Source organism: Bradyrhizobium sp. LA6.1 (genome assembly GCF_040547805.1).
In the GTDB taxonomy this organism is placed as follows: domain Bacteria; phylum Pseudomonadota; class Alphaproteobacteria; order Rhizobiales; family Xanthobacteraceae; genus Bradyrhizobium; species Bradyrhizobium barranii.
In genome coordinates this window covers 84,807-98,517 of the sequence record NZ_JBEPQK010000024.1, presented here as the reverse complement: position 1 = coordinate 98,517, position 13,711 = coordinate 84,807, and the positions used below count along the sequence as shown (strand labels likewise).

The following is a 13,711-nucleotide window of genomic DNA, read 5'->3' as shown; positions in this document are numbered from 1 at the left end:
GACTTGCAGATAGGGCGTCAGCAGCGACCCTGTTTCCACAGGCCGGGCGGGCAGCCCCTGCCGCGCCAGCCGACCTTGCGCCCGTGGTGCCATCCGAGATGAGTGGCATGGCGATGTCCATGGTATCCGCCATGATGGCCGTGGCCATGGCCATGACCATGTCCGTGGCCGCCCCTGGCGAATGCGGCGTTTGGCATGGTGAAGCCGGCCGCGATGATCAGTGTTGCGGCGAGCGCAAGTTTCTTCATCCGAAATCTCTCCTGTTAGGCACGCATCTGTCCGTTCGACGAACGAACATCGATCGCGGTGTCGCGTGCAAATGCGGAGGAGTCGTGACGCTCAGGATTCGGCGACAGCGTCGGCCCAGGGCTGGAAGATCTCGACCGCGCCCGAATTCGTATCGTCCTCGCGCATCACCACGCTGGGGCAGGCGAACTTCTGCGGCAGGGCCTGCACTTGCGTCTCTTCATAATCGAAGCGTGCGGCAAGTGTCTTGCGCACGTCTGCCGGCAGTCTGATATCGCCGATCACGACCGCGCCTTCGCTTGCGTCGATCCGCGGCTGGTGGATGGCCGTGTCGAGGTCCATGCCGAAATCCATCGCAAAGGACACGAGCTGCATCACCGACGGCAGGATGCGGCGGCCGCCGGAGGCGCCGACCGCGAGACGCTTGCCGTCCTTCGTTTCGGCGATGACGGGCGTGTAGTTGCAGAGACAGCGCTTCCCGGGAGCGAGCGAGTTGGTGGTGCCCGGCGTCGGGTCGAACCACATGATGCCGTTGTTCATGGCAATGCCGGTGTGCGGCGTCACGTATTTCGAGCCGAAGGACGAGAGCAGCGTCTGCGTGACCGCTGCGATGTTGCCGTGGCGGTCGACCACGGAGAAATGCGTTGTGCAGGCGGGCGCCAGATATTCGGCGCCGAGCGATCGCTTGCCGTCGGCATCGCCCATGTCCTTGAGCCGCTCGCGGAAGGCTGCTTGCAGCGCCACCGCATATTCGCTGTAGGTGGTCGCGTCGGGTGCGCTTCCCGGCTTCAGACTCTGCTGCAACAGCCGCAGCGCATGCGCCATTGTCGGTCCGGCCGTGAGCTCCGGCGTCGCATACACCTTGCCGCCGCGATAGGGGATCGCCAGCGGCTCGCGCAGATGGGCGCGAAACGCGGCGAGATCCTCCACCGACAGCGAGCCGCCGTCGGCCTTGATGTCGGATGCGATGCTTTTGGCGAGATCGCCCTGGTAGAAATCGCGCGGACCGGCAGCGGCGAGGTGCGACAACGTCGCCTTCAACGTGGCCAACGGCAGCCGCGTCTCGGACTTGATGCCCCACGGCGCGCTCGGCGGCAGGCCATCCTTCAGGAAGGTGGCCGCGCTCGCGGGATAGCGCCTGAGATCGGCTGCCGATGCCGCGATCGTCAGCGTGGTCCACCAATCGACCAGCAGGCCTTCGCCGGCGAGCGCGGCGGCCGGCGCGACCAGATCCTTCCACGGCATCTTGGCGTAGCGGCGATGTGCCTCCTCCATGCCGGCGACGACGCCGGGCACGGCGACCGAGCCGGGGCCGTGAATGTTGCGATCGTCCTTCACCCGCGGCCAGGGAAACAGATCGGAGGCCGCGCCTTCGCCGCTGAGCGGGTAGTCGGTGGTGCGCAGGCTCTGTGGCGCGCACATGCCGTAGTCGATCACCTCGGTGCGATTTTCCTTGGCGCGGTAGAGCACCATGGCGCCGCCGCCGCCGATGCCGCTGTTCCAGGGCTCCAGCACGTTCAGCGCAAAGGTGGTCGCGACGATCGCGTCCACGCAGTCGCCGCCCGCCGCCAGCACCTGCGCGCCCACTTCGGCCGCCCGTCGCGATTGCGAGGCGACGATGCCGCCCTTGGATGTGACGGCGGGTTTGCGGACGGCTTGGGCGAGGCTGAACTGATGAGGCATGATGTCGTCTTGATCTCTGGATTCGGTTGTTCTGGCTTCACGCGGAAGCTGCAGCATTGGCGGGGCGTGCGAAGGATGGCACATTGCCGCCAACGAGAAAATCCAAAGGGAGACGAGACATGGCAGGTGTGAAACAGGCGCGGGATGGCGCGGTTGGGATCTTGACGCTCGACGAGCCGGCGAGTCTGAACGCGATGACGCCGGACCTGCTCGGCGCGCTCGCCGCCGCCGTCGCCGAGATGACTGGGGATGAGGGCATTCGCGCACTGATCCTCACCGGCGCGGGGCGCGGATTTTGCTCAGGACAGAATTTGAAGGCATCGGAAGCGCTGGGCGAGGACATCGCCGCCGGCGTGATGCGGTTCTACTGGCCCGCGTTCAAGGCGTTGCGCGAATGCCGCGTGCCTGTCGTGGTCGCCGTCAACGGCGTCGCGGCCGGCGGCGGCTTCAGCCTTGCGATGGCCGGCGACATGATTGTTGCGGCGCGGTCGGCGAGCTTCATCCAGGTGTTCAGCCGGATCGCCCTGGTGCCCGATCTCGGTTCGACCTGGCTGTTGCCGCGGCTGGTCGGTCGGCAGCGCGCGCTCGAGCTGATGTTGCTGAACGAGCCCCTGACGGCCGAACGTGCGCAGGAGATCGGCCTGGTGCGGCAGGTCGTCGACGACGCGAAGCTGATGGACGAGGCGCTGGTCCTGGCGCGCCGTTTGGCGGACGGCCCGACGCGCGCTTTGGTCGCAACGCGTGCGCTTGTCGAGGAGAGCGAGCATGCGGCTTACGAGGCGCAGTTCCGCCGCGAGATCGAGGTTCAGGCCACGATCCGCAAGAGCGCCGACGCCATCGAAGGCCGCACCGCCTTCGTCGAGAAGCGCAAGGCGAAGTTTACGGGGAAGTAGAGGAGCAGCCGCGGACTGCGCTCAGAGCCCGCGGTCCAGCCGGCTGGCCTGATATTTGGCGTGCCATTTCGGGCCAGGCCCGCGCATGTAGTGAAGTTCGGGGCGGTAGGGGTTGCCTGCGATCCGCACCAGCTTCTGCCACTTGGTGGCGACGAAGTTGAGGGGCTGGCAGAGCAGGGTTAATGAAGCGAACAGCACGGCATCACCTCAATGCGGCTTGCCGAGCATGGCGGTGAAGGGAAGGTCGAAGATCTCCTCGCCGTCGGAGCCGCTGACATGGATCACCCAGTCGCGCCAGTCTTCGGCACCCGGGGTGTAGATCATCGAGTGCATGATCTGGGCCGCACGGTCACGCGCCTCGGTCAGGCTGGCCACCGCGGTGCCGCTGCGATCGATCAGCGTGCCTTCGGTGTTGGAGCAGTGAAAATAGACCTGGACCATATGCGTCTCCTGTCGGGAGCGACTGGGATGGCAAATCGATACCACCCGAGGCCTTCGCGAAACATTCGGGGCGAGCCCGGTAAGGGAATCTACGGAGATTGGTCGCTGCGAAGGCCCGAGCGGGTTTGATCACAGGGGGGTGATGATCAACTGGACGGCGTTCCCATGGCATGGAACAACTTTGGACCGAAAGTCCGGGGGATCGCCGTGAACCAGCTCACATTCTGGCATGAACGCCGAAGCTTGTTTGCGGCGATCGTCGCCGGAGCGCTGTTCGGTCTTGCCCCGGGAGCCTCCTCCGAGCCGGTGAGGAAAAGCGGCTACGCGATCGGCACGGAAACCTGTGGCAGCGGCGATCTCGCCTTTCCCAGAATCCAGATCGACATGAAGGCGGGATTCTGCGCCGGTCTCGTCGCCAGCGAAGAGGATCGCCTGAAATTTCCGCGCTCGATCATCCAGGTGCCAGGCCGTGACCTGTTCGTGGTCGCCGACATGGGGGGCTGGGGCCACACCGATGGACGGCTGCTGCTGCTCGATCCGCATGCGCCGCAGGGGCAGCGGTTCAAGGAGCTGCTGACCGCAATCGAATATCCGTTCGGTCTCGTGATTGGCCCGGACAAGAAGCTGTACGCCTCGACCGCGGAGACGATCTTCCGGTTCGATCCGCTCGCCGACAATCCCCGCAGCACGGTCGAGACCATCATCCGGCACATGCCCGGCCGCCGGATCACATTGCCTGACGGCACCAGGCTCGACGAGAGTGCCCATCCGCTCAAGCAGTTCGCCTTTGACGGGAACGGGCGGCTGTTCGTCAATGTCGGCTCGCACAGCGACGACTGCATCACGTCGGCGCCGATCACAAAACCATGCGCGGCGGCCGAGGGCGCGTCCGCGATGGCCTCGATCTGGCTGTTCACACCGCCCGCAGGCGGCATCTTCCCGGCGCTGAAGCCGGCCGATCCCGACCCGCCGCACACCGTCTATGCGCGCGGCCTGCGCAACTCGATGGCGCTGGCGCTGCATCCGAATTTTCCCGATCCTGGTTACGCCTTCCTGCAGGGCGAGAACGGCCGCGATCTGCCCGACATCTTCAAGCCGAACGAGGAGATCAACGCGATCGAGCAGGGCAGGCATTATGGCTGGCCTTATTGCTACGACCTGTCGACGCCGAGCCCCGAATTCAAGCCCGTGCTGCAATCCGGGGTCTACAGGTCGCTCTGCACGGCCAATGCGCTCTACAAGGCACCGTTCTCTCTGATGCCGCCGCACGGCGCGCCGCTGGCGATGCTCTATTATCACGGCGCGAAATTCCCGGAGCTGGAAGGCAAGCTGCTAGTCGGCCTGCACGGCTATCGTCCGACCGGCAGCCGCGTCCTCTTCTATGACGTCGACGACCATGGCTTCCCGAAGCCCGCCCCGGCGCCGGTGCGTTACCACGTCAGTTGCGCGGCAGATCCGACCCACAGCTTTCAGACCGACGCCGGAGAAGTCGCCGCCGCGCCATTCGACGAACTGATCGCAGGCTGGCACCGCGTCAACGGCGCGCGGCCGCAAGGAGCGCCCGTCGGCATGACGGTCGCAGAGGACGGCGCAATCTGGCTGGTCGAGGACAAGAACCAGACGGTAATCCGCATCGATCGCGCTGCTGGCGATCCGCCGCCGTTGCCTTGCGACATGCGCAGCCAGGCGATGATCGACCAGCTCGCGGCCTTCGTCGCCAAAGACGCGCAGAACAGTGTCCGGCTCACCACGCTGCGCAAGGGGCTCGTCGAAAAGCACTGCGTCGGCTGCCACTCGGATTTCGGCCTGAAGGCAGGGCAATCGGATGCGGAAAAGGACGCGACGGTGCTGCGCTTCATGCTGTCGCAGGACGGCTGGATCTATCCGGGCGATCCAGACTCCGGGAAGCTGCGCACGCGGCTGCGCGGTATCGGCGCCGAGAAGCTGATGCCGCCGGGCGGCGAAAGCCTGCCCAGGACCGAACCTGGCTACACGCGCCTGCTCGATACCGCGGACCTGCTGGTTGCGAAAATGGTTCCGGGCACGCGGATGCGGATCAAGTCCGGCCCGCCGCAGCGCAAGTTCTTTGGCAAGACCAACAAGGAATGCGGCGAAATACCGGCCGGCAAGGTCGTTGTCGTGACACAAAGGAGCGCTGTAGACAAACCCGGCTTCAGCCGATTCTTCCGGCCTGCCGATCCCTATCTGAATGGCGAGTGCAGCGACGACGATGGCTATTACATTCGGCAGGAATTTCTGGTGCCTGTGCAGTAGCCTCCTTCTCGTCATCGCGGCATCGCCGGCCCATGCTGAAACAAAGCTGTTCGAAAGCGTGCAGGTGACGCCGTCGGGCGAATACACCTTCGGCATCGAAGGGCCGGCGGCCGATCTCGACGGCAATCTCTTCGTGGTCAACTTTGGCAAGCCCGGCACCATCGGCAAGCTGCCGGTGGGCGGCGCGGCTTCGGAGCAGTTTACGGCACTGCCCGCGGGCAGCGTCGGCAACGCCATCCGCTTTGCGCGTGACGGCACCATGTTCATCGCCGACTACAAGAAGCACAACATCTTCGCGATCCCGAAGGGCGCGAGCGAGCCCGTCGTCTGGTTTCATTCCGACGAGATGAACCAGCCCAACGACATCACGGTCGCGCGCGACGGCACGATCTATGCGAGCGATCCGAACTGGAAAGGCAGGGAAGGCCACATCTGGCGCATCGCCAAATCTGCGGACGGCACGGTGCAGGGGCAGGTGATGCCCGCGCCGCGCGCGATGGGCACCACCAACGGCATCGACCTCAGCCCTGACGGCGAGACGCTCTATGTCGGGGAATCCAGCAGCGGCGAAATCTGGTCCTACACCGTCCGCGGTAACGAGCTCACCGGCGCAAAACTCGTCAAAGCCTTCCAGCCCGACACCGTCGACGGCCTGCGCACCGACGTCGCCGGCCGTCTCTATGTCGCGCGCATCCTCAAGGGCACCATCGCGCTGATGAAGCCCAATGGTGCGGTCGAGCGGGAGATCGCGCTGAAGGGCAAGGAGCCGACCAATCTCGCCTTCGGCGGCAGCGACGGCAAGACCGTCTTCGTCACCCAGCGTCAGGGCGGCTTCGTCGAGTCCTTCCGCACCGACCAGCAGGGCCGCGAGCACTGCCTCCAGCGCGGGCGCTGCTAGAGCATCACGGGCGGTCTGCCTCCGGCGCAGAGCAGCACCAAAGCGGCGGCATTCTTCTTGCTTGCATCTGGCCGCCGCAGGCATTTAGACATCTGTGGGCACCGTCAACGCGACCACGGAGTGTTTGAGTGAAAGCCGTCCATACCGAACTGCATCGCAGCCACGATCCGCAATTCTTCCTGGTTCGCGGTGTCGTCAAGCGCACCACGGAGCAGCCCGAGCGCGCCGATCGCCTGCTCAAGGGGTTGAAAGACGGCAAGCATCAGCTGGTCGAACCGACGACATTCGGGCAGGGGCCGCGTGCGCGGATTCACAGCCCGGAATATCTGTCGTTCCTCAGCGAAGCCTGGGACGCCTGGACCGCGCTCGGCGATTCCGGCCCGGAGATGATCGGCAACATCCATCCCGTGCGTCATGCCGCGACCTATCCCACTCATATCGTCGGCAAGCTCGGCTGGCACACCGCCGACACCGCGGCGCCGATCGGTCCCGGCACCTGGGCCGCGGCCTGCGCTGCCACCGATGTTGCGGTCACGGCAGCGCAGATGGTGATGGACGGCGAGGATGCGACCTATGCACTCTGCCGTCCGCCCGGCCATCACGCCTACCGCGACATGGCCGGCGGCTTCTGTTTCCTCAATAACAGCGCGATCGCAGCCGCGCATCTGCGGCTCAAGCATGAGCGCGTCGTGATCCTGGACGTCGACGTCCATCATGGCAACGGCACGCAAGGAATCTTCTACGCACGCCCTGACGTCTACACGGTGTCGATCCACGCTGACCCCATCGCGTACTATCCTTATGTGTGGGGCTACGCGCATGAGCGCGGCGAAGGACCCGGCCTCGGCGCCAATCTCAACATCCCCCTGGCCATCGGCACCGGTGACGACGGCTACATCCAGGCGATGGATGTCGCGCGCAAGGCGATCGAATCCTTTGCACCCGGCGCCCTCGTCATCGCGCTCGGCCTCGATGCCTCCGAGCACGATCCACTGAAGGGCCTCGCCGTCACCACGCCGGGCTTCCGCCGCATCGGCCAGGCGATCGCGAAGCTGGGCCTGCCGACCGTGTTCGTGCAGGAGGGCGGCTATCTCTCGGATATTCTGGGCGCGAACCTGACCTCGGTGCTGGCCGGGTTTGAAGAGGCGCGGTGAAGTTTACCTCTCCCCGCTTGCGGGGAGAGGTCGGAATTTGCGTAAGCAAATTCCGGGTGAGGGGGACTCTCCGCGAGTTCGACTGTCACCGTGCGCACGGAGACAACCCGCCGCGCCTAATCCTTGAACAAAATCTGCTCCAGCAGGTCGATCCGCCTGATCTGGATGGTGCTGCCGTCGATGGCGATGATGCGGCGGTTCTGGAAACGCTTCAGCATCATCGTCACCCATTGCCGGGTCGAGCCCACCATGGCCGCGATCTGGTCATGGGTGATCTTGCGGTTGATGACGATGGTGTCGCCGTCGGCCGTGCCATGCAATTCCGACAGCGTGAGCAGGAATTGCGCCAGCCGTTCGATCACCGATCGCGTACCGAGGATCTGCGCCATCGAGGAGTAGCATTTGCCCTTGGCGATGAGGCCGTCGATCAGCGCCAGCGCGAAGCTCGGCATGCTGGTCAACAGCTTCTCAAGCGCGGGGCCGGAGAGTGTCGTAATCTCGCAGGCCTCGATGGCGATGCCCGACCACATGTGAATGCCACCGCCGGATATCTCGGGGCCTCCAATGAAATGTCCCGGCGTCCAATAGGCGAGCGTGATCTCGCGGCCCGACGGCGCGGTGTAGTAGACCCGCACCTGTCCGCGGCGGATGATGAAGATGCCGTCGTGGCCATCGCCCTGGCTGAATACCATTTCGCCCTGCGGCACCGTGATGATGCGGCCGGCCGCGTGCACGCGCGCCTGCTCCGACGCGGACAAACGGTCGAGGAAATGCGCGCCGGCATTCAGCCCGTCGATCGTCTCGCTCATGAACAGCGCCGAGCTTGCGGGCCTCGCGCGTGTGCTGCGGACCCGCCGCGTCTTCTTGTGGTCGGTCCAGTCGAACGGAACGCCTGCATGAGGCCGGTCGGCGAAAGCGGCAGGCTCGGTCGCGGCAGCTTCCTTGAGTATGGTCATCGCAATCCGTCAGCTCTCCAGGGGCTTGCGAATAGGTAAGTGCGGCGGTGGTGCGATGTCCATCTCTTTGCGATCGTTCCAAATCACTTAGCAAAGCTTGATGTGTGCGGCGACCGGCAGCGAAACGATTCCTCTGTCCATGGCTCCGTCCTGAGAAAATCCTTTGCGTCGTTGCGCGACGGAATCATGACGCGAACGTCCTGCGACAGCGACGCAAGTAATTGCTTCAAGCGTTGCGCCGCGCCTTCGATAGTGCCGGCCAGCGTTGCCGCCGGCACGCGCCCGGCCTCCCGAGGACAGTTCGATGATCGAATTCAGCTCTTTGAGATTCAGTGTGGCCATTGTGGCCATCACTGTTGCGATGTTCGCGCCGACCCAGGCGGAGACGATCCGTGTGGCAGTCGGGACGCAGGACACGACGATCAATTGCGCGACCGGCGGACTGCTCATTCGCGAGCTCAAGCTGCTTGAGAAATTTCTGCCACATGACGGCAAGTACAAGGATGTCACCTACGACATCCAGTGGAAGAATTTTACGAGCGGCGCGCCGCTCACCAACGAGATGGTCGCAGGCAAGCTCGATTTCGGCGCGATGGCTGACTTTCCGGGCTCGCTGAACGGCGTGGCGTTCCAGAAGGCCGGACGCCGTAGCCTCTTCATCAGCGTGCTGTCCGGCAGCACCAAGGGCAGTGGCAACGGCATCGTGGTGCCGTCGAGCTCGCCGGTGCAATCGCTCGATGAGCTCAAGGGCAAGACCATCTCGGTTCCCTTCGCCTCGACCTCGCACGGCATGCTGCTCCGCGCGATCGAGGCCAAGGGCTGGAATCCCGAGACCGACGTCAACATCATCACGCAGGCGCCGGAGGTTGCGGGGCCGGCCTTGCAGGCCGGCAAGATCGAGGCGCATGCCGACTTCGTTCCGTTCGCCGAACTGTTCCCGTGGCGCGGCTTCGCGCGCAAGATCTTTGACGGCGCGCAGGCCAATGCCCCGACATTCCACGGCGGGCTGGTCGATGCCGATTATGCCGAGAAATATCCCGAGATCGTCGTCGCCTATCTGCGCGCAGCGCTGGAAGCGGATCGCCTGATCGCGGAAGAGCCGGAGAAGTACAGCGAACTGATCGCGAAGGTGACCGGCATCGAGGCGGAGGTCGACTACCTCTTTCACGGACCGCTCGGTCTCCAGACCCGCGATGTGACCTGGAAGCCGGAGTACCGCCAGGCGGTCGCAACCTCGATCAAGACGCTGAAGCTGCTCAAGCGCGCGGACAGTGATCTCGATATCAACCAGTTCGTGACCGACAAGTTCATCCGTATCGCGGCGGCGCAGGCGGGACGCGATTACGACTCCGAACTGAAGAACTACGCGCAGCTTCCGCTTCGTGCCAAGGACGCCGCAACGGGCGACCAGATCAGCGACTTCAGCCGCGTCGCGCAGATCTGGGTCAAGGACGAGGCTCATGTACGCCACTATGCCTCGCCCGAGAACGCGCTCAAGGCGCTCGCCGGCCTCGAGAAGGACGGCAAGACCATCCGCGTCGTCTACGCTCAGGATCGCGAGAGCGGCATCAAGCTGTTTGCAAACCAGGCCTGGTTCGTGCGGTCGTCCAAGGGCGAGCTGAGCGCGTTCCTGCTCAAGCAGGCGGCCGAGGGCTGGTCGAAGAAGAACGGTGGCGCGGTGCTCGACTTCGCGGCCGCGCGCGAGTCCCTCGTCGCGAGCCGGTGAGGCGATGGCCACCGCTATCCCGGCGCGACCTGCGGGCATCCGCTGGATGGTCCGCGGCCTTTCGATCCTGGCCTGCATCGCCCTTTGGCAGGTCGCTTCGACCACGCATCTCAATCTGGGGATCGTGACCTTCCGCAACGTGCCGCCGCCGGTCGAGGTCGCTCAATCCGCGCTCGCCCTGTTTCGTTCGCCGAAATTGACGGCACATATCACCAGTAGCCTCTGGCGGGTGTTCGCGGGCTACGGGGCGGCGGTCGTGATCGGCGTGATCCTTGGTTTTGCCATCGGCCGGTCACGCGCCGCGAGCGATCTTTTGCTGCCGCCGCTGGAATTGCTGCGGCCGATACCGGCGGTGGCATGGATACCGCTGTCGATCCTGATCTTTCCGTCGTCCGAACTCTCGATGATCTACATCACCTTCATCGGTGCCTTGTTTCCGATCGTGCTGAACACCGTCCACGGTGTCGCGAATGTCGACCGCCGGCTGGTTGCCTCCGCCCGCAGCCTCGGCGCGGGGGAGTTGGCGATCCTGAGGGAGGTCGTGCTGCCGGACGCCGCGCCCAGCATCGTCACCGGGCTTGCAATCGGCATGGGCACCTCGTGGTTCTGCCTCGTCACCGCGGAGATGATCTCAGGCCAGTTCGGCATCGGCTATTACACTTGGGAAGCCTACACGCTCCAGAACTACGCCGACATCATCGTCGGCATGCTGATCATCGGCCTGCTCGGCATGGGATCGAGCTGGCTGCTGACGACGGCCGGGCGGCTTCTGATGCCCTGGCGTAGCCCGAAGGTGGCGCGATGAACATCCGGGTCGCGGATATCGGCACGAACAGCGTCGGTCGGATCGACTTCGCCGATGTCTCGATTTCGCTCGGATCGGGCGGCGATGCATTCGAAGCGGTCAGCGGTCTCGATGTCGCGATTGCGCCGGGCGAGCTCGTCTGCATCCTCGGTCCCTCCGGCTGCGGAAAATCCACGCTGCTCGGCGCGCTGGCCGGGCATTTGCCGATCACGGCTGGCCGTCTCACGGTCGACGGCCAGCAGGTCCAGAGCCCGAGCCCGGACCGGGGCATGGTGTTTCAGCAGCACACGCTGTTTCCCTGGAAGCGGGTGCGTGACAATGTCGCCTTCGGCCCGAAGATGCGGGGTCTCGCGAGGAGGGAGCGCGACCGCGCCGCCGACGCGATCCTGAAGCTGGTCGGCCTTTCCGGCTTCGAGGCGTTCTATCCCGCGCAATTGTCGGGCGGTATGCAGCAGCGCGTGGAAATCGCGCGAGTCCTGATCAACCAGCCGCGGGTGCTGCTGATGGACGAGCCCTTCAGCGCGCTCGACGCGCAGACGCGCGGCATGATGCAGGAGGTCCTGCTCGACATCTGGAGCAAGATCCCGACCACCACGGTCTTCGTCACCCACGACATCGACGAGGCATTGTTCCTCGCCGATCGCATCGTCGTGATGAGCGCAAGACCCGGCCGGGTGATCGAGGACATCGTGCTGCCGTTTGCGCGGCCGCGGAGCCACGATCTCGTCACCGAACCCGAATTCGTGCGCCTGAAGCGGCATGTCATGCAGCTCTTGCGACGGCCGGAAGGCAGCGAGCCGCTGGCACGGCTCAGTCCGCTCGGCGTGACGTCCTAGAACATCCCGCTCGCCGCGAGCGCCTTACGGACGTGCTGCATCTCGGCCTCGTCGGCGACCATGTCGAGCATGATCGTGGTCAGGCCCTTAGCCGCAAAATCCCTCAGCTTTGCGCCGATCTCGGCGTAGCTGCCGACGAGATAGGGGCAGTCGGCCTGGAAGGTGAGGAACGGCAGCAGCCAGTAACCGTTGTCCGCGAGCTCGCCGCTCTGGCCGTCATAGAGCCGCCGCTTCCACACGGAATCGCTGTTCTCCACGGTGAGCGCGAGCAGCTCGCGATCATCGGGATTGTCGCGGAAGCGTGCCTTCGCGGCTTGCCGTGCCTCGTCGCGTCCCTCGCGGGCGAAGATGCCAAAGTTCATTCCGGGCGCATCGAGGCCGCGATCGAGATCGGGCGGCAGCATCTGCATCTTGATGCAGCCGGTCTCCTTCGCCACGCGCTGCGCCGCCTCCGACTGGCCCGCGACCAGGAATTCCGGCATCAGCTCCGCCGGCAGGCGCGGGCGAAGTTGCAGATTGCTTGCGCGGTAGAACCGGCCCTCGAAATTCACCGGGCGGGGGCTTTCCAGCAATTGGCGCATCAGCGCGACGAATTCGCCGAGCCGGACGTAGCGGTCCGCATGCGACTGCTCGTCGCCCAGCCCCTGCAAATCGCTGACCGCGGTCCCCGTGATCATGTTGAGATAGACCTTGCGGCCGTGGAGCTGCGCAAAGGACGAGACGAATTTTGCCGCGGCGAACGGGTGCATGTAGACCGGATTGACCGCGATCAGCGGCGAGCTTCGCGTAGTCTCACCCATGATGTGCTGGGCCATCGCCCAGGGCTCGACGAACACGTCGTTGCCTTCGAACAGCAGGATGCCTTCGAAGCCGTTGCGGTCGGCGAACTGTGCCACCCGCATCAGCTCGCCGACATATTTCTTGGGATCGCGGTTGCGCGAGATCGCGGGAAAGACGCGCAGCCGCGGGGGCGTCATTCAGCCGCTTCCTGGAACGGCCAGGAATTGCGGGTGATGGGAAGGCCGCCGTGCGCACGGGAGCCGTCGGCGATCGCGAGGCGATGCGAGGGCGACGGCGAGCACAGCGAGAAGCGCCATGCATGCGGATCGTCGGCGATATCGGGCTTGAAGCTGATCTCGATGGCCTCCCGGGACACCTGCATCGCGAAAGCGTCGAGCGGCAGATTGAGCCCAAACCCCCTTGCCTTCAGATAGGCCTCCTTGAGCGTCCAATAGTCGAAAAAGCGCTCGATCGCGGCGGGCTCCGGCAGTCCGCGCAACGTTTCGACCTCCTCCGGCGCAAAGAAGCGAAGCGCGGTGGACAGTGGCGCGACCCGCCGTGACACGGTTTCGACGTCGACGCCGACGGTCTCATGCCCGGACACGACGCAGGCAACGCAGCCATCGGCATGGGACAGGCTGAAATGCAGCGCGGTCGAGGTCGCGGGCGCCGCGACAAACGGACGCCCGTATCGGCCGGCCCCGAAGGACCAATCGGTGGGTGCGACGTTCGGTGCGGCCTGCGACAGCGCCAGGCGCAGCATCGCGTGCGCGAAGATATACTGCCGCCGATGCCGCTCGAACATGAAGCGGTCGGCGCGGATCCGTTCGTCGACCGAAAGCAGGCGTCGGCACGCATCGACTGCGCCCGGAGCGTCAATGGTCTCGATCAGTCCGACAAACAGTTCAATTCTGTCGTCTGCCATCAATAAGGCCCATGGCGTCAGGCGGAGGCCAAGTCTCCGGCCCTGACGGAAGAATCAACTGAGCAAGAATCAACTGAGCGGACCGCTTCTAACG

At 64.9% G+C, this 13,711-nt stretch carries 15 protein-coding genes; 7 read left to right on the top strand and 8 right to left on the bottom strand.

Going from position 1 to position 13,711, the window contains the following annotated elements:
• Window positions 1–17: 17 nt before the first annotated feature.
• Complete coding sequence (locus ABIB99_RS39045) at window positions 18–248, bottom strand: hypothetical protein (protein ID WP_283018467.1); 231 nt, start codon at window positions 246–248, stop codon at window positions 18–20.
• 91 nt (window positions 249–339) lie between these two features.
• Window positions 340–1,929, bottom strand: coding sequence for a gamma-glutamyltransferase family protein (locus ABIB99_RS39040; protein ID WP_354181060.1), 1,590 nt, complete (start codon window positions 1,927–1,929; stop codon window positions 340–342).
• Window positions 1,930–2,048: 119 nt separating this feature from the next.
• On the opposite strand from ABIB99_RS39040, the gene ABIB99_RS39035 reads away from it, so the two are divergent.
• A complete protein-coding gene (locus ABIB99_RS39035; RefSeq protein WP_063985377.1) occupies window positions 2,049–2,822 on the top strand; it encodes an enoyl-CoA hydratase-related protein in 774 nt (257 codons plus the stop codon).
• Window positions 2,823–2,843: 21 nt separating this feature from the next.
• Here the strand turns inward: ABIB99_RS39035 and ABIB99_RS39030 are convergent, their stop codons facing one another.
• On the bottom strand, window positions 2,844–3,020 hold the full coding sequence (locus ABIB99_RS39030; protein WP_187387812.1) for a hypothetical protein: 177 nt from the start codon (window positions 3,018–3,020) through the stop codon (window positions 2,844–2,846).
• Window positions 3,021–3,029: 9 nt separating this feature from the next.
• Window positions 3,030–3,263 (bottom strand): DUF6894 family protein, encoded by a 234-nt coding sequence (locus tag ABIB99_RS39025; protein WP_014497658.1) that lies wholly within the window; start codon window positions 3,261–3,263, stop codon window positions 3,030–3,032.
• 207 nt (window positions 3,264–3,470) lie between these two features.
• On the opposite strand from ABIB99_RS39025, the gene ABIB99_RS39020 reads away from it, so the two are divergent.
• The 3 genes from ABIB99_RS39020 (at window position 3,471) to ABIB99_RS39010 (ending at window position 7,589) form a co-directional block, all read left to right on the top strand.
• Window positions 3,471–5,537 carry a PQQ-dependent sugar dehydrogenase gene (locus ABIB99_RS39020; protein ID WP_063986673.1) on the top strand — a complete coding sequence of 689 codons (2,067 nt, stop codon included), beginning with the start codon at window positions 3,471–3,473 and terminating at the stop codon, window positions 5,535–5,537.
• Window positions 5,494–6,435 carry an SMP-30/gluconolactonase/LRE family protein gene (locus tag ABIB99_RS39015; RefSeq protein ID WP_354181056.1) on the top strand — a complete coding sequence of 314 codons (942 nt, stop codon included), beginning with the start codon at window positions 5,494–5,496 and terminating at the stop codon, window positions 6,433–6,435. Before ABIB99_RS39020 ends, ABIB99_RS39015 begins: the two co-directional genes overlap by 44 nt.
• 128 nt (window positions 6,436–6,563) lie before the next feature.
• Window positions 6,564–7,589 carry a histone deacetylase family protein gene (locus ABIB99_RS39010; RefSeq protein WP_063985375.1) on the top strand — a complete coding sequence of 342 codons (1,026 nt, stop codon included), beginning with the start codon at window positions 6,564–6,566 and terminating at the stop codon, window positions 7,587–7,589.
• Window positions 7,590–7,705: 116 nt separating this feature from the next.
• Here ABIB99_RS39010 and ABIB99_RS39005 read toward each other — a convergent pair whose 3' ends face one another.
• Together ABIB99_RS39005 and ABIB99_RS39000 are read right to left on the bottom strand one after the other, a co-directional pair.
• Entirely contained in the window at window positions 7,706–8,545 is an 840-nt protein-coding gene (locus ABIB99_RS39005) for a Crp/Fnr family transcriptional regulator (protein ID WP_371496430.1), read from the bottom strand.
• A gap of 87 nt (window positions 8,546–8,632) precedes the next feature.
• Window positions 8,633–8,887 carry a hypothetical protein gene (locus ABIB99_RS39000; RefSeq protein WP_187387811.1) on the bottom strand — a complete coding sequence of 85 codons (255 nt, stop codon included), beginning with the start codon at window positions 8,885–8,887 and terminating at the stop codon, window positions 8,633–8,635.
• Between the two features lie 19 nt (window positions 8,888–8,906).
• On the opposite strand from ABIB99_RS39000, the gene ABIB99_RS38995 reads away from it, so the two are divergent.
• Genes ABIB99_RS38995 through ABIB99_RS38985 form a run of 3 tightly spaced genes read left to right on the top strand, consistent with a single transcriptional unit; the run spans window position 8,907 to window position 11,912 of the window.
• Window positions 8,907–10,271: an ABC transporter substrate-binding protein gene (locus ABIB99_RS38995; RefSeq protein ID WP_187388095.1), complete on the top strand. Its 1,365-nt coding sequence runs from the start codon at window positions 8,907–8,909 to the stop codon at window positions 10,269–10,271.
• 4 nt (window positions 10,272–10,275) lie between these two features.
• Window positions 10,276–11,076 carry an ABC transporter permease gene (locus tag ABIB99_RS38990; RefSeq protein WP_063985374.1) on the top strand — a complete coding sequence of 267 codons (801 nt, stop codon included), beginning with the start codon at window positions 10,276–10,278 and terminating at the stop codon, window positions 11,074–11,076.
• Window positions 11,073–11,912 (top strand): ABC transporter ATP-binding protein, encoded by an 840-nt coding sequence (locus tag ABIB99_RS38985; protein ID WP_354181053.1) that lies wholly within the window; start codon window positions 11,073–11,075, stop codon window positions 11,910–11,912. Before ABIB99_RS38990 ends, ABIB99_RS38985 begins: the two co-directional genes overlap by 4 nt.
• Here ABIB99_RS38985 and ABIB99_RS38980 read toward each other — a convergent pair.
• Together ABIB99_RS38980 and ABIB99_RS38975 are read right to left on the bottom strand one after the other, a co-directional pair.
• Window positions 11,909–12,889 (bottom strand): LLM class flavin-dependent oxidoreductase, encoded by a 981-nt coding sequence (locus ABIB99_RS38980; protein WP_354181051.1) that lies wholly within the window; start codon window positions 12,887–12,889, stop codon window positions 11,909–11,911. The genes ABIB99_RS38985 and ABIB99_RS38980 overlap by 4 nt on opposite strands.
• Window positions 12,886–13,617, bottom strand: a complete 732-nt coding sequence (locus tag ABIB99_RS38975; protein ID WP_014497649.1) for a 4'-phosphopantetheinyl transferase family protein — start codon at window positions 13,615–13,617, stop codon at window positions 12,886–12,888. Before ABIB99_RS38975 ends, ABIB99_RS38980 begins: the two co-directional genes overlap by 4 nt.
• Window positions 13,618–13,711: the final 94 nt, after the last annotated feature.